We start from the raw sequence: 21,592 nt of genomic DNA on the forward strand, positions 1-21,592 counted from the left end.
GGTCCTTTGTGCTTATGATCCGGGAGGCGGCATCGGCGTCGCGCCGTTTCCGCCCCAGCCCGGCGGAATAGAGGGTGGCGTCGGAAAAACGCCTCCCGTCGAAGTCGACGACCAGCCGAGAAACACATAGGCGTTCGACGCCATTTCGGTTTCTGACGGATCAACCGAGACAAGATATTCCGCGTTTGCGATGTCCCAGAACACTCCGAATTTCGTGCCTGATGCCAATCCGGTAAGACTATCGGCGGGGAAAGATATCGTCCGCGCGTCATCCAAGACGCCGTCAAATGCGGCAATGCTGATGCTGTCATCGTCGCTCGTGATAGGAAAAGCGACAGACTGCGAGACCAGCTTGTGTACGCCATCGGATCCGTTGTTGATGTTCGCCGTATCGTCACGGTCGGCGGGATCAAGCAGCGTCGGCGTCGGCGGGGCCGTCCCCGTCTTGCCGAGCGCGAAGTCATGCTTGCCCGAGGTCTCGCTCATCAGCACCCAGCGCACCGCCAAGGTCTGCGGATCGACCGACCGCCGCACGATGACGCAATCCTGTTCGATCAATCCGCCTTCGGGATCGTCGATCGTCACCATGTCTCCGGGTTTGTAGAAGCGAAACTCCGGTTTCAGGTTCCGCTCGATCGGGAACATCTCGCGCCCGTTGACGAGCTTGTAGGCCGCGAGCTGCGCGGCTTGGTCTTTGTCCTGGCAAAGGTCGATCTGATAGGTGTCGGTCTTCTCTTCGCCATCCTCGTCCAGATAGGTCGATGACGTGATCGCGTCGCTTTCGACATATTCCCATTTGTGGTCGGCCGAGCGGTACTTTGGGATGATGGTGTTGATGCGCTCGCGCCACGTCTGCATCCCCTTGGTGCGGTAAGCACCATCGGAATAATCGTCGGGCGTGATCGTCACGAGCGACACGCGCGGCGCGTCATATTTGACCGACAGCATCCCGCCCGAGAAGATCGGTTCGGCCGATCCCGCCGCCATGATGCGCTTGAGGTTGGCCCAGCGGTCGTCGGGTTCGAAGATGACTCCGCCGACCTTCCATCCATTGGCGCGGCAGACATTGCCCCATGCGACGAAGGCATCAACATCAATGCTGTCGATCGGCAGCCCGACCCCGAACATCTTCTTGCCGCTGTACCAATGCCCCAGCGCATAGGTCAGGGCGTGATCGTCGGGCCATTCGCTGTAGGCCCATGTCGTTCGGTCGCTGCTCCGCTGCGACCCCGATCCGCCGGGATAAGTGCTGTCGAGACGAGGGTTATAGGCCTTGACCCCCTGCCACACCGCGCCGAGTTGCGGCACGCCCGATGTATATTTCTTGCCGTCCTTGTCGAACTTGACGCCCCACAGGATCGCGGCCTTGCCCGACAGTTTCGCGGACGATCCCCAGCCGGGCATCCCGCTCCATTGCGGGGTTAGCGCGGAGGATTCCGGCGTCGCGCCCAACTGATAGTCGCGATACATGAACCCGGCATAATATCCGGTCGCCGCCGAGCCGCTGAAAGGCACCGTCACGAAATCGGCGTGCATCGAAACCAGCCCTTGCACCGGGCCGCACACCGAATAGTCGATCACCATCCCGCGATAGGGATTCTGGACCTTGCCGACCTTGCCGCCGTAACCGACGTCGTGGCGCAGGACGCCTCCGTAATAGGTCTCGCCGATGATGTAGGGCGACGGCGCGTTCGGGTCGACGGTTATGCTATTGACGCTACCCTGTGCCGGGGGCTTCTTGGCCGTGATCTGTGCGCCGATAGTCGCCACCGCAGCGACAGCAGCAGCGATGGGCTGGATGGGCGAGGGGATGAGCGCAATGACGCCCGCAATCGCCCCGATGGTCTTCAAAACCTTGCTCATGCGCGAAACGCCGCGATGATGTGGGGCCGCACGTCGTCGATCCCCTGAAACTCGACAGCGGCCCCATGCCAGCCCATGAATTTTCCGCCCGCACAAATGACGATGGCGTCAAAACCCTCATCACCGGGCAGTATTGCTACGTCCCCGACGATCATTTCCGCTGCACCGATTTCCAGCAAACCAAGGCGGCGCATTAGTTCAGCAAGATCATCGGCGCCCATCGCCTTGAGTGCGCGTTTCGCTCCTATCGCGGACTGGAACGACGGCATTTTAGGCGGCTTGTGGCCCATCGCGCGGAGGTGCGAGCGGAGGACGTGGACACAGGTCGCGCCCTTCCAGTCGAAGGCTCGCCCTCGATATTTGTTCCAAGTGGCCTGCGTGACAGCGGCCCGCTGCGCGAGGTTCATCGGAACTGATCGGCCCAATTGAGTTTGCCACCACCACCAGCGCCCGTCGAAAAGCCGGTGCCATAGGTCTGCGCGGGAAGGGCGGTCCCCCAAGCAACGCCGACGCCCACACCGGTCGCATTGTCCTCGCCCGTCTCTCCCGCGAAAAAGCGCTTGTGGTTTCTCGGGCTGAGCGTGTTGGCTTCGTTGATCAGGAACAGACGTTCCGCGCGCGCCGTGATGTCCATTTCCAGTTCGCGTGATCCACGATCGATCACAAGGTCGGTGCTGTCTACCTGACCGTCAAATTCGAGGCTCGGGGTTCCGACGACCACGTTGGTGTCTATATCGACTTCCGCAATCCACGACCGCATCGTGCAGCCCTGATATTCGGGCTGAGAAAGGGTTGCGGCAGCAGCCGTCGAATTGGGCAGGAACGTCATGCGAAGGGCTGGTATCTCGTCGCCGGTTCCTTCCTCGACACTCTCCATGGATCCGATGACGCCAAAGTCAGCATCTTCAGCCTCGAACGTATCCGCGTCCCAAATGACGAAGGCGCCATCACAAAAGCGCAAAGTCGCATCCGGCAGGGTGATTTCGACCAGACCGGCGAGGGTGACGACATCAACCATCAGGCCGCCTCCTCGATCTCGAAACTGATGCCAATGTGGTGGGCGAGGCTGATTGACCATGCGACTTCATCGCCGATCACAAAGCCCTCAATCATCGGCTTTTGCAGATGGATTGCATCGTTATCGGCGGGGGACTTGCGAAGGGCCGGGGCAATGGGAATTGTCGCCTGCCCCGACCCGTTCGCTTTGCCGCTCCCCGCGACGTTGTAGAGATAGAACCGGCCGCCCGTGACGATGTTCAGCCAGAAGCCCTCACTATAGCCGTAGCCGGGTCGCAGCCCGTCGACCGTGATCGCCGAGCCAGTTTGACCCGCACCGTTGATGAGAGGATTTCCCGGTGAGCCTTGGTCAACGCTCGCAAGGGGCAACTCCAACCGAATGCCTTCGGTCTTGGCCCGGATCAGCCGCGACACGACAACCCGGCCCAGTTCGGCGTTCGGGATCGGGGGCAGCGACACGGACGCGCGGAAGCGATTGCCGAGACGGTTCACGCGCTGGATCGGCCCACCCAATGGGGGGCGCAATATCCCGCCAAAATCGATTAGCGCGATGTCTATGCCGTTCGGGACAACGGCGTCGGGCAGGGTGATCATGCCAGCCTGCGCGAACCGCGACGCTGGATTTGGGAGACGCCACCAGACGCCCCCGCTTGCGCCGCTGCAACGTCGCCGCGCTGGATCATGGCCCAAAACTCGGGCGTCAGCAGATTGCCGCTGATATGATAGACGTTGCCACCCAAACCCCTGATGTCATTGTTCGGAGTGACGCTTGCGCCGCGAGGCATGTTGACCAATTCGGGGCCGTCTTCGCCGACGAGCGCGATCCCGCCGGGGTGCCAATCCGTACCACCTGCGTAGGCCGGAATCTTATTAAGACTTCCCTGTACCGATTTCCCGAACAGGCCAGCCTTGCCCAGAGAAAGTCCGAGGCTAATTACGCCGCTCAAGATATCGAGAAAGCTGCCGCCGCGAATGGAATTCGATAAGTTATTAAGCGATGACAGGACATCCTGTGCCAGCCCCTCGAAGGTCTGAGCGATGGCGACCCGCGAGTCCTGCGAGTTGTTCATCAGTCTCTTCGTGAAGCGATCCCAGCTCGCATTGGCGGAATCCAGCGCGTCGTCCACAGTCGGGCCGATGCCAGTCGACACAATCTCCTGATTATTCGCGATCAGGTCAGCAAATCCGTTGAACTCTCGACGGAGCGCGTTCACCGCCTTGGCATAGTCTTCGGTCGAAAGCTGGCCCGCCTTCATCGCAGCCGTAAGCGTTGCCAGTTCCTCGCCGTAGCGACGCACCTCAGCCTCATCCGGGAACAGGCGATCCAAGATATTTTGCGTCGCCGCACGCAGCGATTCGAGTTCAGGCGTCAGCTTCTTCAGTTCGTCGGCAAGGCGTGGGCCGTGAACCGAAGCCATTTCACCAAGGGCTTTGCGGGCCTCTTCATTCTTCTGGGCGACCTCGCCCGATAGCTTGGCGATGTTGCCGAATGTGTCGTTGGCGGCCTGCATCCATCCAGCAGAACCTGCTCCGGGCATGACCTTTGAAAGGTCGGTTCCACCGAAATCGAGGCCACCCACAGCGCGCGTAAGGCCGGGCCGTGCGACCAGCGGCCCCCAAGGCGATTGCGACAAAGAAGCGGGCGACGACTTGGGCGGCGCCATCAGAAGCGAACCGCCAGACGGGCGGAGAAATGCAGCGCTTTTGCGGACTTCAATTGCTGCCTTGGCGCTATCCGTCAGTTCGACGCCAGGGCCAAGGTCTCGCATTTGCATACGCTGCAACTGTGTGGTCAGCGCGGGTGCGCTCGGCGACCAATCAAGGTTGGAAAAGTAACGCCAAGCCTTAGCGGCATCGCCCGCAAATTTTATAAGCTTTTCCAGCGCGTCAGCGAGTTCCAGAATTGCATCCGCGTTTTCAGAAACCGCGCTGGCGATCTTGACTTCAAGCACCGCCGTGAGCGCCTTCATCCGCTTTTCAGCTTCGGCCGCCTTTTCAATTTGAGCATCGGTGAGAACGAGCCCAAGCTGTTGAGCGGCATCCCGATACTCATCAATCGCACGGCTGCCCTGATTAAGCAGCGGGACCATCTTCGGACCCAAATCCTCGCCGAACAGCTTGGCGGCGAAGGCGGCTTGCTCGGCGGGAGACTTCAATGCTTTGAATGCATCCGAGACCTCTGGCAGAACATCGGCAGCGTTTTTCACGTGGCCGTTGGCATCGCGGATGCTCACGCCGTAATCGTCAAATGCGGCGATTGCCGATTTGCTACCCGTCGCCGCTTCGCCGATTTTCTGGGTCAGTTCTTTGAGGCCATCGGTGATCTGATTGTTGGTCAATCCGACCTGTAGGCCGGCATACCGAAGCTGCTGGAGCGCAGCAGTCGTAACCCCCGCCTCCATGGCCTGTTGCTTGATCGCCGCTGTAAATTCGAGCGCCCGCGCCGTTACTCGGACGATCTGGTCGACCGCAAAGGCGCCAAGCATCCCGACGATCGCACCCTTGATCGCTGACCCGGCCTTGGTGATGGTCTTTTCGAGCGAACCGACCTCTTTCTTGGCCTTCTGCGAGCCGGACGTGAACGTCGCCGTTTCAAGACCGAGATGAACAGCCAGACGCGCAATCACACTGTTCGCCATGCGACCTCCTGTTTCGATTTTGTGTGATTTGCGCTACCAGTCCCCAATGAAGGGGAATGGGATGTTTGATATTCTTCGCAGCGCGTCGAACGTGTTTTATGGATTGACGATCTTGGGCGGATTACTCGCCGGGCTGATCGTTGCTGCATCGTTGGGCAATATGTCGTCCGGAGCGCCGGACTTTTCCGCCCTTATTGCGGTCACCTTTGCGATCATCCCTTACTGCATCGCCAGAGCGATCGACGGAATCCGGGCCAACGACGACTGACCTTTTCTTTCGAGCCTGTCGCTTCCCCATTCGACTGATCATCTGGCGCAATTCCTTGGCGCCAGCGTCGGGGTCAGATGGGCGGACAGGCTTCGACTTGATCAACTTGTCGAGCGGTTCGAGCTTCTTGGCCCTCATGAAGTTGGCGGTGTGCCAGGCGCTGGCAAGCGTAGCCTCGTTCGACGCTTTGCGCCGAGCTGAGACGATCAGCGTGAACGTGCGCGGGGTTTGCCGCCAGAACCTTTCCGGGTCGAGCCCTGATTCGCACCATTGCGACCAGAGTTCTTCCCAGCTTGGACGTTTCCCGATTTCTCGCCCTCCGTCGGATCAGGATATGCCGCCTTGCTAGCCTCTTCCAAAGCGCGCTGGGCTGCCCTGCCATCGGTTGCGAAGATTTGGCCGGCCTCTTCCGGCGTGATGTCGGGATGATGCCTTCGCAGGGCGCCGTACAGCATCGCCCGAAGCGCGCCTACGAACCCGACGCCCGCATCCACCGTAACTTGCGCGATCGGCGCTCCATAGAGGCGCTCCGCTGCGGGAAGAGCCTCAAAATCCAGCACGAGTATATATTCTCGCCCATCCGGAAGGCGGAGCGGCGTTTCGCCCTTTGTCGCGTTCGTCATCGGATCAGCTCACATACGCTTCGTCGGCGATCACTTCGCCCAGCGCGATCGACACGGTGATTTCCATGTTGCCATCGGGGTTGACCTCGCCGGAATCCACGGCGGTGATTTCGCCCATGACATCCTGCGTCCAGACGAGTTCGCCGAGTTCGGGGAAGTTGAAGCGGATATAACGCTCGCCCGCTTCATTCAGCGCTGCCATCAGAAGCACATATGTATCGGAACCGCGCCGCGCATTGAGGACGATCGTCGCCTCGCCGCTGTCGATCAGGCCCTTGGTGTAGGTGCGGCGACGGTTCGGAGTCTTAAGCGTGGTCGTTTCGACTCGCTCGGCGGTCGGGTTGCCCGGCGTGAAGCTGCGGACGTCGACAAGCTCCTGAAGGTTGCCTTCGGTTCCATCCGTCGACAGCCAGACCTCGCCACCCCACCCAGTGGACGGCTTTTGCGTTTCAGCCATGTTGAAAAATCCATCTTGCCCCGAAGGGACTGGGACTCGGCGTCATCACGACGCGGAATCTCGGGTTGAACGATCGGACCTAAGTGCTGCACGGCCAGCCGGTCCAAACTGGCGCGAATTTCTAATCGTCGAAGCTGTGTTCCATCATCAGGTCGACAATCTGATGATGGATGTAGCCGGCGGGCGTGTCCCCGCCCTCGTCCAGCATGTCTGACGCGGTTCGGGGGCCTTCGGCCTTGATCCTGCCGATGCGCCCATCAGCGTTCGACGACGGCGTTTGAGACGCTTTCACGATCTTTGCCCCGAGCTGCTTCGCAGCACCGAAACTGGATGCAAAACAACTGGCGCGCACCCGCGTTCGGCGGGAGGCGAGATAGCCCTTCAAATGTTCTGGTCTTGCGTCGCTGATGATCGACAACCGGACATAAGGAAGAGTCGCCGTTTGCGGCACAATGCCCCAATAGATGCGGGTCGAGACGATGCCCGCAACCCCCGCATCAGCGACAAGCAGCGAACGCAAGGAAGTGGCAAAGTCAGCCATGCCTTAAAGTCCGTTCCGTTTGCGGATGCGATCAGTGGTCTTGTCCAATTCAATCAGCAAGTTTTCGCGGACCCGATCAACAGTAGCCATCCCTTCGCTGTCGAAAGCCGGAAGAACGTAGCTGTTCGCTTCCATCTTTGACGTCCCATCTTCCTGCCATCCGGCGTTAGCGCGTGCGCGTTTTCCCTTTGGGGCGGGTCCGGTCATGACCTCGACGCCATCCGACGCTTGGTATTTTACGCTCCCGCGAGCGCGCTTCGCCTTCACCCTTTCGGTCGTCATCGTGTCCTCAAGATGCTTGCCGTCGCCATCCCGGTCGTGGGCATCGTAGGGCGCGAAATATTTCATCTTCTCGCGCATCGGCTCCATCGACTTTTCGGCCGTGCGGAACAGCACGTTTCGCGCCGTCACTTTGGTCAACTCACCCAGTGCGGCATCCAGTTCCTTGAAGCCGCTGACTTTGACGACATCCTTCGCCATCACTCAACCACCCGCGTTGCCGTCGCTTCGAGGAAACCCCGCTGCGGCGTGTCGTCCGAAACGTCTGTGATGTCCCAATTCGCCCCGTCGTGAACGATGCGATCCCGGACCAGCAGCCCGCGCGTCCGGCTGTTCGAGTGCATCATGAAGGTGGCAACCTTAGTGCCTTGCTCGCGCGCTGCGGCCCGTCGTTCGTCACCCCGGCCCTGAAACTTCTTCGCCCGCTCGTCGCCAAGATTGGCCCACGTCTGGACTTCCTCGCCATATTCGTCCTGCGTTGCCGTGAAGCGCTGCAGGGTGACCTTCTGGTCGAGAACGAACGGTTTCATGCGACGGTCGGGGTCCGATAGGGGCCGGCAAGGGCGACGAACGGACGCGGTAGGTTGTGGATCGGATCCAGTTCAACATCCTCGTCCGAATAGTAACGCCACCTGATCCAGATGATCTGCGCGGCGTTCAGTTCGTCGGCATAGACATCATAGCCCTCGCCGACGTAACGCAGCAGGGCGGAAAGCGACTGGTCGATCAGGTCGAGAAGCTGCGCTTCATCGTCATTGTGCAGGATATGGAGGGACTGCTTTACTTCGGTCAGCGAAACACTCATGCCGTCGCCTCCATCATATCCAGATGATAGTGTTCGCGCGTGAATGGGTCGATTTTCCGCACGTCCCAGGGCTTCAGGTTGCCGGGGAAGAAGAGCACCCGCGGCGCCACCTTATCCCGACGCGTGCGATAGGCGCCGCCGAACCAGTAAACCCCGTCTGCGTCGTCCCAGACCCGTTCGTCCGGCCCCAGCTTGTGCATCAGCCATGCTTGATCGGACCCGCAGAAAAGGCGCCCCGATTCGAGCGCGGCGGCTTGGTTGAAATCCTCGTAGACCTGCGGACGACAGCCCGCGGTCATCATCAAAAGCGATCCGTTATACGGACGCACCCGCAGCGTGCCCTTGAACAGCACAAGATCCTCGGGCCGATCAAACAGCGGATCGAGCGGGCCGCCGACCACAACGTCAAGGTCCATTGAAACGAACCGATCGCCGAATATCTCGCCAGCATCGCGGCGGAACATCGACAGGCGCCGGTAGCATTGGGGTCGGCCATTCGACCAGCGTGGGTTCGTGATGTCCAGAAACTCGCCGGGCGGGGCGATGATCTCCACGCTCGGGTCGATCCCTTCCGGCATGTCGGTCACGCAGGCGATGCGGTGCGGCATCGACAGGTTGCGGCGCACCATCGCGGCCCAGACGTTGACGTGATTTGCCGTGTAGACCGTGCGGCTCTTTTCCTGCCGCCAGAGCCATGTCAGGACCGTGATCACAGCGCGCGCTCATATTCAGCCGACAGCGACAATATCTCATCCTCCTTGCCCGCCGCCTTCTTCGCCAAGGCGATTGCTTCTTTTTCGCCGGGAACGCGCCCTTCCTTGCGCGGCAGCGTCGTGGTCGATGCGTCCGGCACAAGGTCGCGCCAATAGCGGGTCAGCGCGACGTGCTTGATGAACCCCTGCTTCGCGACTGCATAGAGGCGCGCGCGCCACATCGAGTCCGTGCCATAAATTCCTGTGAACCATTCGTCATAGCCGCCGAGCCGCCAATACATATCGCGGGTCATCACGAAGCTGTTGGGGTGCGGCTTCCGCTGGCCATTGGCGTTCAGAGTCGGCAAGCCGGTGTCTGCTTCGACGCGGTGAAGCATATAGGCCGTCTCAGGGTCGAGCCGGTGCATCCGCTTCAATAGCGCGTCGGCGTTCGCGGCGGTCAGCACATGGTCTATGTCGGTTGAAATCAGCCAAGTCCCGCTGGCCTCATGGGCGGCGATATTCCTCGCTCCATTTTGGAACCACGGCCGATCCTCCAGAACCCGATAAATCCGCAGCGCCGGTAGCCCCTCGGGCCGTTCAACGGCTACCGCGGGCTCGGGCGATCCATCGTCGACAATCACGACCTCGATTTGCGCCTTGGCCTTGTCGGACCAGCGCGTCATCTCGGCATATTGGAGCGCCAATTGCTGCGGATTCCGGTAATAGGGGAAGACCATCGACAGCATCATGCCGCCAACTCCTGCGTCGCGGTGCAAAACACCGGGATCCCCGCTTCACGCGCGATGATGCCTGCCTGTTTCGGGCAGCTTTCAATGAACATCTCGACCCCCAGCCTTTCCGCGTGCCCAGCTTTCCACGCGCCCCGGCCGCCCGCTTCGCGCATCGCCGCCATCCGTTCGCCCTTGGTTTCCCACGGCGTCATCGTCAGGCTTTCGAACTGAATGCCATGCCGGTTCAGCCACGCTTCCGTTTCGGCCCGGTATTTCTCCGCGCGCCCGGTGATGATGTGCCCGATCGCGCGCTGCGGAATGAACAGCGGCTCGGCGTTCGCCAGAAACTCAGCGTAGCGGGGGCCGTCGTCGTTCTCGGCCTTCGTATTGTCGCGGCAGAGCACGCCGTCGAAGTCGAACCCCCAGCGCGGCAGGCGAATGTGCTTCGTCCAGTTCCACGCGAACACGCGCGGGCCGTGAACCGTCTCGAACCACATATCGCAGACCGATTCCGGCACCACCTGATAGGGACCGAAGATGGCGAGGCGCGTTGCCTTCGTTCCCTTCGGCAGCATGGCGATAGCACGCTTGAACGCGCCGCCCTTGTTGCAACTGTCATCGACCAGCAGGACGCGCTTGCCGGCCGCTACAGGGCGACCAGAGCGGCCATGAACGATGCCCCGGCCATATCCCTCGACATCGGCGAGCGGCATTTGCAGCTGCGTCGCGATGATGCTCGCCGGGATCATGCCGGACCGGGGCACGCCGACGATGCAGTCATAGGAGTTGCGGTCGATCCGGTGCAGGTTCGCCGTGATGATGCGGGCCATGTCGGCCAGCGTGCGGACGCTCAGCACTGTTTCAATTCGCCGTTGTGAAGGAAACCGTGCCACTTGCCAGTATCGATCGAGCCAGCGCCGGCCTTGCAAGTGAGGCCGTTCTTGTCGACATGGAGAGTGCCATCCTCAGGCTTTCCGTGGCGGCACCAGCACCAATGTTCGTCATCATCCTTCATCGTGCAGTTGCTGGCGCGTGCGTCGATCGTCCACGCGTGTCCGTCCGGGCACACACATACGAGAATGCGACCATCCACGCCGGGACGATTGATAAAATATTCCCTGCCGCCCGACCGCTTCGACTGCCGCCAATTATTCGGCTCACCGTCGTAATATGGGATTGCCTCATAGATCGCGCCCGGCGGTAGATCGCGGTGAGATTTGAATAGTTCGCCGGTATCGACGCGGCGCATCTCCGTATCGGATCCCCACGAATTAACGCGCACCTTCTGGCCACATACGCATTCGCGCTCCGGTCGCTCGCCGTCATTCGAATAGGCGTCATGGTCAGCTTCGGAGCACGGCTCGTCGTGACGATGATCGCAAGCATCGCACCGGAAGCCCCGATGATAGGATTTCTTGCCCGTCTGCTCGCAGAAGAAAACTGCAATGCCCATTATTGTTGGCCCCCATGCGGCTTCCGCCCCCGCAGCCCCATGTTGACCATGCGGTGCTTGAGGTCGCCGCGCGGCTCGGCAACGGTCTCGATCTCGACCAATCCGGCCCGCTCGAAGCACCGGCGCAGATAGCGCGGGGTCAGGATCGCGCGGTGCATGTTCGCCCCGCCGTCACCCTTCTTCGAATAGCACATGATCCGTCCGACCGCGTGGACATAGGGATCATAACCGTGCAGGTCCGCGCGCCATTTTCCTGCCTTGGTTTCGGTTTCACCCGTTTCCTCGAACTCGATCAGCGCGCGCATCCATTTCGTCGCGTCGAGGGTGTGGACTTCGAGCAGGCCGCCGGGCTTCAGGATGCGGACCCAATGCGCAATGGCCGCCTCGACTTCAAACCAGTTGATGTGCTCGATGCAATGCGAGGAATAGACCTCATCGAACGTCTCGTCCGCGAAGGGTGGGCTTGCGGCGTTCCCGACGTGCTGGACGCCGGGGCGCTTTACGATGTCGAGGGCTTCGAACCCCGGTAGCGGGTGGCTGCCGGGGCCGATTTCAAGGCGCCTCATGCGGTCTTGACCGGATCATTGCGATCCCGGCCGCGCTTCACGGCAAGCCGCCACGCCTTGCCCGTTTCGGGTTTCTCGCGGTTGTCGTCGGCCTGCGAGATGAAGAACGATCCCGCGAAGGTCACGCCGTCACCGCGATTATAGGCCCGCTGCTGCCAGACGCCGCAATCGCGCGGAACGGGCAGGCGGATTTCCTTCACGACGTCGCCGTGCGTGAAGCGGGCTTTGATGCCATCGTCATCTTCGATCAGATCAAAGTCGTCGAAGTCGAACGTCGTTCCCGGCTCGCCGTCTTTACCTTTCACGACGCCGACGCTTTCGGTCGCACCATCCGAATAGGTCAGCACAAGCTCGCCGTTCTGGTCGATCAGCGCCTTGCTGACGCCGCGGCCCGCTTCGCCGTCCTTCGCCGGAGGCAGGGCTTCGACAGCCGACTTGACCTGATCGGCAATGGCCTTCTCAACCGCCTCCATATCAGCATCCGCGCCCTTTTTGCCGGTCGCGCCCTGAGGGCCGACAGGACCGGCAGGTCCCTCATTGCCCGTCTCTCCCTTCTCCCCAGCAGGGCCTTCAGGAAGCTCAAATTCGGAGACATAATGAGCGTCGCCGACGACGAACCGCATTTCGATATTTCGGCCATCCTGCGTCACGCGGATGTCGTCGACGTCCATGCCGTCGCGGCCTTTTTCGCCCGGTTCGCCTTTTTCGCCGCGGATGCCCGGTTCGCCGCGCTCGCCTTGCGGCCCCATTTCACCCTTCTCGCCAGCAGGGCCAATAGCCCCGTCCTGACCTGGCTCTCCTTTTTCGCCACGTTCTCCGGGGTCGCCCTTCTCGCCGACCGCGCCCGCGTCACCTTTCGGACCAGCGGGGCCGATCGGGCCTTGCGGACCAACTTCGCCGGGATCACCCTTTTCGCCAGGCTCTCCGGGATCGCCTTTTTCGCCCTTGGGACCGGCGGGCCCCGGCTCGCCATCCTTCGGTTTCGGCAGGGCATCGATGGCCTTGGCAATGACGGTTTCGATCACCGGCGTGGCTGCTTCGACGACTTCGGCAATCTCGACGCTCTTGCCTGCCTCTCCAGGGTCGCCGCGCTCGCCTGCCGGTCCCTGCGGCCCTTCCGGTCCGGTTGCGCCCGGCTCGCCATCTTTGCCGACAACGACGCCCAATTCCTTGACCTCGCCCGACGACAAGGTGACGACGAGAACGCCATCCTTGTTGATGAAGCCGCCGGCGAGACCGATGCCCGTCTCGCCGCGGTCGCCGCGCAAGCCCTGCTCGCCCTTCTCCCCGCGGGGGCCGGGGACGGGCTCACGAGTTTCCAGCTCCGCGATGCGAGCCGCGAGGGCTTTGTTCTCAGCAGCCAGCGGGGCTACAGCGCTGTCCACATAGGACCGGACAATGCCCACCATCTGCTTGCCGAAGGCTTCACCGTCGAACATCACGTTAGCCCCTTGGTCATTGCCTGGAGCGCGCGCGCGGCCTGCAACTCCATTTGATTGTCATTTGCCGGGGGCGGCGCTTCCTGCGGCCCCTCGATCAACTGCTGGTCGCGCGCCGCGATGGCGGCGAGGCTATGGTCCTGCTGCTGGAGATAGATCGTGTCGCCGCCGTCTTGCGGGCCGTAGCCCAGATCCCGGCGCTGCTCGTTGAGGGTGGCAATGCCCTTCTTGCCGGTCACGACCTCCATCTGGGCTTTCGTGTCCATCCGTAGCAGGGCTTCGAGGTCGAACTCGGTCCCGATCGCCTCGCCCATGCCGAGGCCTTCGTCGAGACACAGCTCGATCGCCTCGATCAGCGATTGCAGGCATTGGGAATAATAGCGCAGCGTGAGGTTCTGAACGTTGTTATAGTTGGGCTCGGCGCCGACACCCGCAAGGAAGGCCGGGACGTGATAGACGCCGCAAATCTGCTCGGCGGTCCATTTGAGCTGCTCGATCAACTGGCTTTCGTCGCTGTTCGACGCCAGCGCCTCATATTTGAAGCCGTCTGCAAGGACGGCGACCATTCCGGCATTGGCGCCCGTAAAAGCGTCTTTCCACTTTGCTTTGAGCTCGTCGGCCTTTTCCTGATCGAGGCGGCCCGGCGCGAGCAACAAGCCGCCCGGCCGCGCGCCGTTCTGGAAAAACTTCGTCGCCTGCTGCTGGATCGTCTGACCGTGCATCGCGGGAAGACCGGCGGCATAGATAGGAGACACCCCGATCAGCGGGTGGAAAAGGCAATTGAACCTGTCGTGGATGACCTCGCGAGCCGGGACATAAACCGTCTCTCCGATTCCGGCGAGTTTATCATCCTGCAATTCATAGAAGACATCGCCATTGTCGGCGATCATCGGCCGCACGCGCGTCCAGTCGAGCACATAGAGGCCGGTCACGACATTGCGATTGTCGCGCTGCTTCAGGACGACAGAATTGCCGCGCCGGAGCTTCGACAGCACCCAACTTTCGAAGAACTGGATGCGGTTCTGAAAATGGTTCGGACGGCGCAGCACCGGCGAATAGGCGCCGTTCGTGGTTTCCTGCCAAACGCCGTTCGAATCTCGCGCCGTCAGCTTCACGCGCATCTTCGAAATGTCGGACGCGATCAACGTCTGACACGAAAAGACGGCATGGTTCGACTGCGCGGTGTCGTAATCGACAACCGTGTTGGTCTGCCATGCGCCCGCGAACGATTCGAAGATGCGATACCAGCCGCGGCCTTCGTTGACCGTCGAAAGAGATTTCTGCCTCCCCCAATCAGCGGTGAAGGGGATCGGCAGGCCGAGAACGCGCATCAGGCGTCGTCTTCGCCCGCAGCGGCGATCTTCTCGCGCAGGACATCGGCCGACCAGCCGCCGAAAGGCTTCTTGCCCAGCTTCGTCTCATATTCCGCTCGCAGGGCGGGGCGCTCGTCGGCTTCGACGGCGGCGGGCGCCTGCGGCGTGGCCAGCGGGCGAGAGACGACCGGCTTGTCCGACGCGACAGCAACTTTGGTGGCATAGCGAGCCTTGCCGATCCCGACCAACAGGCGCGCATCGCGATCGTGGCGCGCTTCGAACGGGTCGCCGGCCATAAGGCGGCGGGTGCCGTATTTGAGATTCCTCGTGGCGACCATATCGACCATGGATTTTCCTCCAAAAAGACGGGCGGCCCGAAGACCGCCCGCCGTTCATGCGACCCGGATTAGCTCGGGTTGACCGCGCCGCCCCATGCCACGCCAGTCAGGTAAGCGGCGGCGCTTGCGCGGCGGCGCTTCCAGTTGACCGTGCGTTCGGCGCGGAAGCCGACGAGGTTGTTCTGCCACAGCGAAACGAGGCTCGCGCCGGTGCCCGGAGCAGTCGGATCCTGAGTGGGGACCGACTTCATTTCGAGCGAGGCTTCGGTGCTCATATCGACCGTGACTTCGCCATCGTCGCCGATGAAGATGTCCGATGCGTTCACGATACCGACAACGCCATCCGGCACGTTCTCCGACGTGATGACCGGGATGCCCAGCAGCGAACCGCCGCGCATGCTCAGTTCCGGGAAAGCGCGCTGGCCGAGCGCATTCAGGATCAGCGAAGCCGCAAGCGCGGTGCCTTCCTGCATGATCAGCACAGCTTGGCTCGCTGGGTTGTTCGCGTCGATGAACTTCTGCAGCAGCGAACGAACGTCGAGGATGACGTCCATTTCGTCGCTGTAGCTTTCGGCCACGATCGACGGGGCGCCGTAGAAGATGCTTGCCGGCTTGACGCCAATCGAGCCGTTGTTGGCCGGATCGACGAACGCCACGTCCTGCAGCGACACGAGCACGTTGCGAAGTTCATCGCGCACGATCATGTCCGAACTCGGCGACGAGTCGCGGATATTCTCCATCGAAAGGACGGCGATCGTCGCGCACTTCAGCGGATCGAGCGTCGAACGATCGAAGTCGAACGCGGTCATCGGCTTGGGTTTGGCTTCGCCGACCCAGTAACCGGCGCCACCGCCGGTTTGGAGAACCAGCGGGCGACGGAACGGCGTCATACGCAAAGCGGGGATGCCGTTCTGGCCGAACTTGCCGATGATCGTCGAGGGGCGAAGATAGTTCGCGAAATCGGCCGCGATACCACCTTCGGCCGAAACGAGATCGGCAGCCCAGTTGCCCGACGCATTGGTGCCGGGGGCGACTTCGTTGGCCTTGACGATCGCGGTGATTTCGCTGTCCCGACCATACATCTTTTCGGCCACATTGACCTGCGGGATGATATCGATGCGCGAAATCGCCTTGATCTTGGCGAGCTGCGCAAAGCGGATTCCGGGTTCGACTTCCGACTTGACGGTCGCGGGCACCGTGCGGCGCTGCGTCGTCTTGTCGGCCTTGTCATCGACCGTCTTGGCAGTCGGGGCATGGATCGCCTCGATGTCCTTCAGGTCTTCGATTTCGGCATCCAGAGCCTTGAGCTGGTCGCGAAGTTCGTTGAACTCCTCGCGCTCATCGGCGTCCTTGGAGCGACCGGCGTCCATCGCTTTCTGCTGGATTTCCTGCATCTTGTCGGCGATCGACTTGCGCTGGTTTTCCAGCTCCTCGATCTTCTGTCCGATATTCTTCATGGCTTTTTGCCCCTCCTTGGGGCCGGTTTTCGTGGAGACGTTCCCTGACGCGGGAGGGGTGATATTCGAGCGAATGATCCGGATGCCTGACGCGGCTTTCCGGGTGCGCTCGAATTGCTGGTCGACGATGCCCGCGGCCTTGCGCAGCGCGGCGTCGATGGATTTCACGGCGTCGATGGTGGCCTCGGCCTGCGCGGGGATCGTCACCGCGCTGAGCTCGAACCATTCCCATTCGTCGAACTCGATTCCGCCGTCACTGATGTAGGCGTATTTCAGGGGCCGGAACCCGATCGACACCGCAGCGACGAGCTTCAGTTTGATGCTCTGCCAGGCGAAGTCGAGCAGATCCTTCAGCTTGCCGGGCTCGTCAGTCTTCGCAATCTCAGCGCGAAACCAGATGCCTTCCTTCGTGACCTTCGCCGCGACGACGTGGCCGATCGGCTGATCGTGATTGTGCTGCCAGAGGAACGGGATCGGCAGTTTGAACTTCGCCCCCTTCGGGTTGACGATATCCCCCATGCGGTCCGGTGACGGAGTGCTGGCGATGCCTTCGATAACCCGCTTGTCCTCGTCGATCGCTTTGACCGACAAGAGCGAATAAGCCCTGTTTTCCATTGGGTTCTCCTAGAGAACGAACATTTCGTAAGAGGGGGCGTTCAAATTCTCGCACGCCATCGCGGCGCCTATCGCCATGCAAATCGCCACCGCGGCGTCGATCTTGTTCGCGGCCCGCTCTTTCGCGAGCCAGTGATTTCCCCAGCGGTCTTCGTCGGTGACCGCGCTCATCATCGCCGAGATAAGGACCGGATTGCGCCTGAACCGGATGCGCCCTTCGAGGATCGCGTCTTCCAGTTCGCGAAGCGATCCCGGCATCCACATGCCTTCCGGCTCTTTGCCTTCCGCCTGCGCGGCCCGCTTCATAGCCTCGGTCGGCTTGCCTTTTTTCGTGCCGCCCTGCGGGTGCTCTGCGAACTCGATCGAGAGACCAAGCTTCGCGCATTCCTCTTCGAACCGCTTGAAGGCGTATCGGTCGTAGGCGACCAGTGTGACGTCATAGTCCCGCGTGTCATCCGCGAGCGCCTGAGCGACGTGATCGAAGCGGATACTCTGGCCCGGCGGCGCGCTTAGATGCCCTTCGCGCACCCATAAATCATAGGGCGTCTTGTCACGAAGCGCGCGGGCCGTGACCGTATCGCCCGGCGTCCACGCCTCGATCCAGCAATCATAAGTCGGCTTCGAGACGATCTCGGCCTTGTCCTCGACGATGACCTCGACGTCCATGCTGCCGGTTTCGACGACGCTGGCCTTCACGGTAAGGTCGCGGTTCTGCGAAAGGTCGATGCCTTCGACGATCTTCTTGCCGTGATGGATAGCAGGGTCGAATTCGGCGAGGCAGGGTTCCAGCGCTTCGCGCGTCATCCACGCGGTTTCGGCATCCGTCCACTTGCAGAAGTGCAGGCGGAGGATGCCGTTCAGCTTCCCCGGCATCGCTTTGGCCTGCGCGACCACCCCAGCGAGGTATTCATCAGTGATCGTCACACCGAGCAGCGGGTTCGCCTTCGCCCAGCAACTCGGGTCGGTAAGCGGGTCATCGCCTTTGTCGAGACCACATACGAACGAGAACGTCGTGTCGTCGATGACCTCACCGACATAGGTAGGATCGTCATCCTTGGCGTGCGGGTTACCGGCCGCCACGCGGATTGCGTGCTCATGCTCTTCCCAGCAGATGGACTTGCGATCGGTCCCGCTGTTCGTCGTCATCAGCAAAAGAGGCTGGAGGCGGAATTTGAAGCCGCGCTCCAGCATCTCCATGACGCCGCGGTCGGGATGCTCATGCACCTCGTCGCACAGCGCCATATGGGGGCGAGGGCCGGAGCCGGTCTTTCGTGCCTCCCGGCTGACGGGGCGGAAAAACGACTTCTTCCGGTGATAGGCAAGGTTGTGTTCCTTGCCTTCGCCGCCGCTCGTCACCGTCCGCGATTTGATCTCGGGAGACTGGTCCCGCATCTTGATCGCGTCGCGGAACAGGATGGCCGCCTGATCCTTGGTCGCGCCGGCCGAATAGATTTCGGCGCCCGCTTCGCCATCGGCCATCAGCCCATAGAGACCGATACCCCCGGCGAGCGGCGATTTGCCGTTGCCCTTTCCCTGCTCGATATAGGCTCGACGGAACCGGCGCATCCCGCTCTCGCGCTTCCATCCGAAGATGGACCCGACGATGAACGCTTGGCTCTCGTGGAGCACGAGCGGCTGGCCTTCAAACTGGCCTTCGCTCAGTTTCAGCTTCGTCTCGAAAAACCTGATCGCGCGATCGGCGGCCTGTTCGTCGAAGTATAAGCCCCGGAGGGGACCATGCTCCAAGTCGTCGACATGGCGGCGGCACGCATTGCGGACATGGGGCCCGGCCACGACCGACCCGGCGATGACCCGCTCGGCATAGGCTGTTGCCCGGTCAGTCGAAGAACTCGTCACGCTTCGTTGCTTGATCCGCGCCGCCGCGGTTGCGCTCGTCCGTCAGACCGAGCTCGCTCATCAGGTGCCGAAGCTGCGCGTGCTTGGTCGCGTTGAAACTGCGCGGCCCGTCGCGAAATTCTTGCCACAGTTCGCAGAACAGAATTGCCGACGGTTCGCGGGAAGCGTCGAGCCAGGTCATGGGCGCGATGTATCGGTCCCACGCCTTGCGCGCCTCGCCCTTCAGATACGAGGGCCGTTGAAGCACGCCGAAAATGCCTTGGGTCGCTTCGACGACAGCCGAAACATCTTCCTTCGCTCCGTGACGATCGCTGCGATGAGAGCCGTCGATAAGGCGCAGATGCGCGGGCTTCGGCTTCGCGCCTCTCGTTGCCATATTGAAAACTCCAAACATTTAATCCGACATCGCGGAAATTTCAGGTCGGCATCGGTCCCAGAGCGAAACGCCCTCGATTTTGGACCTCCCCCGCCCCTCATGCGATCAGTCGCAGTTGCCCGAGCGGCTTGTCGCCCTTCTCAAGGTTGCATTTCCGGCACGAACAAGCCGTGTTCCGCCGCGAATGCTCGCCGCCTGCGGCCAACGGGACCAGGTGGTCCAACTCAGGCGCGTTGTCCTCAAAGGTTCCCCGCAGGGACTTCGGAGTTTTGCATCCGCACATATGGCAGTGCCATCCGTCTCGGGCGAATATCTCAAAGGGATCGAACGCCTCGATTTTCGATTGCTTCAGTCGGCTTCTGCGCCGCGCCTTGCATGCCGCCTTCATGGCCCGTCCGCTTGGCGAAGCCTTGTAGTTCGAGACCGTGCGTCTCTTTGCTTCTGCCCGGCACGACTGGCATCGCACCACCCATCTCTCTACCGGCATCGTCGCGCCACAGTCGAGGCAAGGGCGGTGGGTCTTTTCATTCTGGCGGCGCTTCGCTTCTCTTGACCAACGCCGATACAACCGGCGCTCCTTCGCAATCAAAGCCAGAACCTTAGCCGATGCTCGCGCGGCCTTTCGTTCCCTTTCCCTGCTCTCGGCCGCGAGATCTGGATTGCGCGCCTTGTATGCGGCTACTTTGCAGGCGTTGCTGCATAGGGTGTTGAGCGCATTAAATCTCTGGAACGGCTTGCCGCAGTGAGCGCACTCCACCACAGGACGGGTTGCCTTCGGCCGCTTCGCGGAGTGAAACGCCCATCCGCATTGGACCCGGCAGAACTTCTGCGGTCGTCCCCTTCGATTGACAGCGAATGGTGCGCCACATTGCGCGCAAGACGCAAGCCTTGTATCTCCCGACATAGCCGGAACCTCCTCAACAGGTTGTGGTGAGGGCCGGGACGCTGCTTCCAACAGCGGGTCCGGCCCGAATAATTCTGTCAATCAGCGACGGGCCAGCCGTCAGTGCCGATCTCAATCTTCATTTTCGTTGACCGGCCATTCTCAGCGGATGTTTTTGCCTTGTGACAGGGCGAGCAGATGACTTCCAAGTTATCCTCGGAGTCCGTGCCGCCCTTCGCCTTCGGCTTCTTGTGATCGACCTCATTAGCCGGGGTCAGCCGACCCTTGCGGGCGCACGTCTGACACAGATACTTGTCTCGGCTCAGGATGCGCTTGCGCAGTTTATCCCACGCCGTCCCGTAGCCGCGTTCATGTCGCGACGTTCGAGCCCAGCCCATTGCCCTTGCGCCTCCGTCGAAGTCGGTGATGGCCGACCCGGTGGCATCCTTCCATCCACCAGCGCCTGCCACCACAGCAGGCACGGCCTTCACATCCCCTCACGCCCGAGCCGGGTTAGGGCAACGCGCATTGACGTGCGCTATCGGTATCGGTTCAGATCAGGCGGGCCGAATTCATTGCGCGGGGACGGTGGCGGCCCGACCTACTCCCGCCTTCCGGTTAGGGAGCGCCCTCGATGCCGAAGCGATCGGGGGAGTGTGCGTCAGTCAGGCCGCGCATCGCCCACAAAAAAGGCCGGCGCTTGGCCGACCCGTTTCGTTGCAGGCGCAACTTTCATTACGGTGAGGGAGATACAGTTATCGGGCCAAGATTGTCAATGCGCTCTTTCCCGATGAATGGCGAACGGCGCTGATCGTTAGCAATTCCCACGCCAATATCACAAAAATGCGGATGAAACACCGAGCCAACATCGCTATTATGCGGATATGACGGCAGCAGATTTCCAGCAATGGCTTCGGGATATGGGCATCAGCGGAGCGAGGGCGGCCGAAATGCTCGGCGTCACAGCCAATACGATCACGCGCTATCGCAGGGTCGGAGCGCCCAAGGCTATCGGGCTGGCGTGTGCAGCGCTGTATCATCGGTTGAGGGGGTGGGGCGCTTAGGCTTCCCGGCGACTTGGCCTGTCTCCGCTATGCATCGCAGATAGGGCCGCGCTTTTACGTCCTGCCGGGGTCGGACGATTGCAGTCCTGCCAGATTGCACCATGCCTGCCAAGCCCGCTCTATCGCGCGCTTCCCGCTGGCGATGCTGGCGACCTCGCCGTGGCCCTTGGTGATCCAGCGCGTCGAGACAGCATCGACCTTGTAGACCACTTGGCCGTCAATAGAACGACGCAGGACGTGGCCAATCTCAAGGTTGCCGCTCATTGCGTGCCAGCATTCGGTGAACTGGCCGTCCTTTACCCAGCGCAGCATC

Annotated in this window: 26 protein-coding genes; 1 reads left to right on the forward strand and 25 read right to left on the reverse strand. The window is 61.5% G+C overall.

Annotation, left to right across the window (positions count from 1 at the left end; translation table 11 throughout):
- Positions 1-12: 12 nt before the first annotated feature.
- The 5 genes from ACVENA_RS02260 to ACVENA_RS02280 are packed head-to-tail and all read right to left on the reverse strand — an operon-like array spanning position 13 to position 5,519.
- A complete protein-coding gene (locus ACVENA_RS02260; protein ID WP_449327455.1) occupies positions 13-1,863 on the reverse strand; it encodes a hypothetical protein in 1,851 nt (616 codons plus the stop codon).
- Positions 1,860-2,270, reverse strand: coding sequence for a DUF6950 family protein (locus ACVENA_RS02265; RefSeq protein WP_449327456.1), 411 nt, complete (start codon positions 2,268-2,270; stop codon positions 1,860-1,862). Before ACVENA_RS02265 ends, ACVENA_RS02260 begins: the two co-directional genes overlap by 4 nt.
- The gene (locus ACVENA_RS02270) at positions 2,267-2,881 is read right to left on the reverse strand and encodes a hypothetical protein (protein ID WP_449327457.1); all 615 of its coding nucleotides are present in this window, start codon (positions 2,879-2,881) and stop codon (positions 2,267-2,269) included. Before ACVENA_RS02270 ends, ACVENA_RS02265 begins: the two co-directional genes overlap by 4 nt.
- The gene (locus tag ACVENA_RS02275) at positions 2,881-3,474 is read right to left on the reverse strand and encodes a hypothetical protein (protein ID WP_449327458.1); all 594 of its coding nucleotides are present in this window, start codon (positions 3,472-3,474) and stop codon (positions 2,881-2,883) included. Before ACVENA_RS02275 ends, ACVENA_RS02270 begins: the two co-directional genes overlap by 1 nt.
- On the reverse strand, positions 3,471-5,519 hold the full coding sequence (locus tag ACVENA_RS02280; RefSeq protein ID WP_449327459.1) for a phage tail tape measure protein: 2,049 nt from the start codon (positions 5,517-5,519) through the stop codon (positions 3,471-3,473). The genes ACVENA_RS02275 and ACVENA_RS02280 overlap by 4 nt, the downstream gene beginning before the upstream one ends.
- Before the next feature lie 61 nt (positions 5,520-5,580).
- Here ACVENA_RS02280 and ACVENA_RS02285 point away from each other — a divergent pair, with 61 nt between their 5' ends.
- The gene (locus ACVENA_RS02285; RefSeq protein ID WP_449327460.1) at positions 5,581-5,787 is read left to right on the forward strand and encodes a hypothetical protein; all 207 of its coding nucleotides are present in this window, start codon (positions 5,581-5,583) and stop codon (positions 5,785-5,787) included.
- Between the two features lie 206 nt (positions 5,788-5,993).
- On the opposite strand, the gene ACVENA_RS02290 is transcribed toward ACVENA_RS02285, so the two are convergent.
- The 20 genes from ACVENA_RS02290 to ACVENA_RS02385 all read right to left on the reverse strand — a co-directional run bounded on the left by ACVENA_RS02290 (position 5,994) and on the right by ACVENA_RS02385 (position 21,591).
- Positions 5,994-6,410: a hypothetical protein gene (locus ACVENA_RS02290; RefSeq protein WP_449327461.1), complete on the reverse strand. Its 417-nt coding sequence runs from the start codon at positions 6,408-6,410 to the stop codon at positions 5,994-5,996.
- A 4-nt stretch (positions 6,411-6,414) separates the two neighbouring features.
- A complete protein-coding gene (locus tag ACVENA_RS02295; RefSeq protein WP_449327462.1) occupies positions 6,415-6,867 on the reverse strand; it encodes a phage tail tube protein in 453 nt (150 codons plus the stop codon).
- Between the two features lie 121 nt (positions 6,868-6,988).
- Positions 6,989-7,408, reverse strand: a complete 420-nt coding sequence (gp17, locus tag ACVENA_RS02300) for a tail completion protein gp17 (RefSeq protein WP_449327463.1) — start codon at positions 7,406-7,408, stop codon at positions 6,989-6,991.
- A 3-nt stretch (positions 7,409-7,411) separates the two neighbouring features.
- Positions 7,412-7,888: a hypothetical protein gene (locus ACVENA_RS02305; RefSeq protein WP_449327464.1), complete on the reverse strand. Its 477-nt coding sequence runs from the start codon at positions 7,886-7,888 to the stop codon at positions 7,412-7,414.
- Positions 7,888-8,217 carry a head-tail adaptor protein gene (locus ACVENA_RS02310; protein ID WP_449327465.1) on the reverse strand — a complete coding sequence of 110 codons (330 nt, stop codon included), beginning with the start codon at positions 8,215-8,217 and terminating at the stop codon, positions 7,888-7,890. Before ACVENA_RS02310 ends, ACVENA_RS02305 begins: the two co-directional genes overlap by 1 nt.
- A complete protein-coding gene (locus tag ACVENA_RS02315) occupies positions 8,214-8,492 on the reverse strand; it encodes a head-tail connector protein (RefSeq protein WP_449327466.1) in 279 nt (92 codons plus the stop codon). Before ACVENA_RS02315 ends, ACVENA_RS02310 begins: the two co-directional genes overlap by 4 nt.
- On the reverse strand, positions 8,489-9,205 hold the full coding sequence (locus tag ACVENA_RS02320) for a hypothetical protein (protein ID WP_449327467.1): 717 nt from the start codon (positions 9,203-9,205) through the stop codon (positions 8,489-8,491). Before ACVENA_RS02320 ends, ACVENA_RS02315 begins: the two co-directional genes overlap by 4 nt.
- Positions 9,202-9,936, reverse strand: coding sequence for a glycosyltransferase family A protein (locus tag ACVENA_RS02325; RefSeq protein ID WP_449327468.1), 735 nt, complete (start codon positions 9,934-9,936; stop codon positions 9,202-9,204). The genes ACVENA_RS02320 and ACVENA_RS02325 overlap by 4 nt, the downstream gene beginning before the upstream one ends.
- Complete coding sequence (locus ACVENA_RS02330) at positions 9,933-10,748, reverse strand: phosphoribosyltransferase family protein (protein WP_449327469.1); 816 nt, start codon at positions 10,746-10,748, stop codon at positions 9,933-9,935. Before ACVENA_RS02330 ends, ACVENA_RS02325 begins: the two co-directional genes overlap by 4 nt.
- A gap of 20 nt (positions 10,749-10,768) precedes the next feature.
- Positions 10,769-11,371: a hypothetical protein gene (locus ACVENA_RS02335; protein WP_449327470.1), complete on the reverse strand. Its 603-nt coding sequence runs from the start codon at positions 11,369-11,371 to the stop codon at positions 10,769-10,771.
- Positions 11,371-11,937, reverse strand: a complete 567-nt coding sequence (locus ACVENA_RS02340) for a class I SAM-dependent methyltransferase (RefSeq protein WP_449327471.1) — start codon at positions 11,935-11,937, stop codon at positions 11,371-11,373. Before ACVENA_RS02340 ends, ACVENA_RS02335 begins: the two co-directional genes overlap by 1 nt.
- On the reverse strand, positions 11,934-13,376 hold the full coding sequence (locus ACVENA_RS02345; protein ID WP_449327472.1) for a hypothetical protein: 1,443 nt from the start codon (positions 13,374-13,376) through the stop codon (positions 11,934-11,936). Before ACVENA_RS02345 ends, ACVENA_RS02340 begins: the two co-directional genes overlap by 4 nt.
- Positions 13,376-14,707, reverse strand: coding sequence for a phage portal protein (locus ACVENA_RS02350; RefSeq protein ID WP_449327473.1), 1,332 nt, complete (start codon positions 14,705-14,707; stop codon positions 13,376-13,378). Before ACVENA_RS02350 ends, ACVENA_RS02345 begins: the two co-directional genes overlap by 1 nt.
- Positions 14,707-15,036, reverse strand: a complete 330-nt coding sequence (locus tag ACVENA_RS02355; protein ID WP_449327474.1) for a hypothetical protein — start codon at positions 15,034-15,036, stop codon at positions 14,707-14,709. The genes ACVENA_RS02350 and ACVENA_RS02355 overlap by 1 nt, the downstream gene beginning before the upstream one ends.
- 59 nt (positions 15,037-15,095) lie before the next feature.
- The gene (locus ACVENA_RS02360) at positions 15,096-17,099 is read right to left on the reverse strand and encodes a phage major capsid protein (protein ID WP_449327475.1); all 2,004 of its coding nucleotides are present in this window, start codon (positions 17,097-17,099) and stop codon (positions 15,096-15,098) included.
- A gap of 9 nt (positions 17,100-17,108) precedes the next feature.
- Positions 17,109-18,665, reverse strand: a complete 1,557-nt coding sequence (locus tag ACVENA_RS02365; protein ID WP_449328882.1) for a terminase large subunit — start codon at positions 18,663-18,665, stop codon at positions 17,109-17,111.
- Positions 18,666-18,936: 271 nt separating this feature from the next.
- Complete coding sequence (locus ACVENA_RS02370) at positions 18,937-19,332, reverse strand: hypothetical protein (RefSeq protein ID WP_449327476.1); 396 nt, start codon at positions 19,330-19,332, stop codon at positions 18,937-18,939.
- A gap of 97 nt (positions 19,333-19,429) precedes the next feature.
- Positions 19,430-20,236 carry an HNH endonuclease gene (locus ACVENA_RS02375; RefSeq protein WP_449327477.1) on the reverse strand — a complete coding sequence of 269 codons (807 nt, stop codon included), beginning with the start codon at positions 20,234-20,236 and terminating at the stop codon, positions 19,430-19,432.
- A 77-nt stretch (positions 20,237-20,313) separates the two neighbouring features.
- Positions 20,314-20,706: an HNH endonuclease gene (locus tag ACVENA_RS02380; protein WP_449327478.1), complete on the reverse strand. Its 393-nt coding sequence runs from the start codon at positions 20,704-20,706 to the stop codon at positions 20,314-20,316.
- Between the two features lie 627 nt (positions 20,707-21,333).
- On the reverse strand, positions 21,334-21,591 hold the full coding sequence (locus tag ACVENA_RS02385; protein ID WP_449327479.1) for a hypothetical protein: 258 nt from the start codon (positions 21,589-21,591) through the stop codon (positions 21,334-21,336).
- Between the last annotated feature and the right edge of the window lies 1 nt (position 21,592).

It is taken from the genome of Sphingopyxis sp. 550A (genome assembly GCF_053569535.1).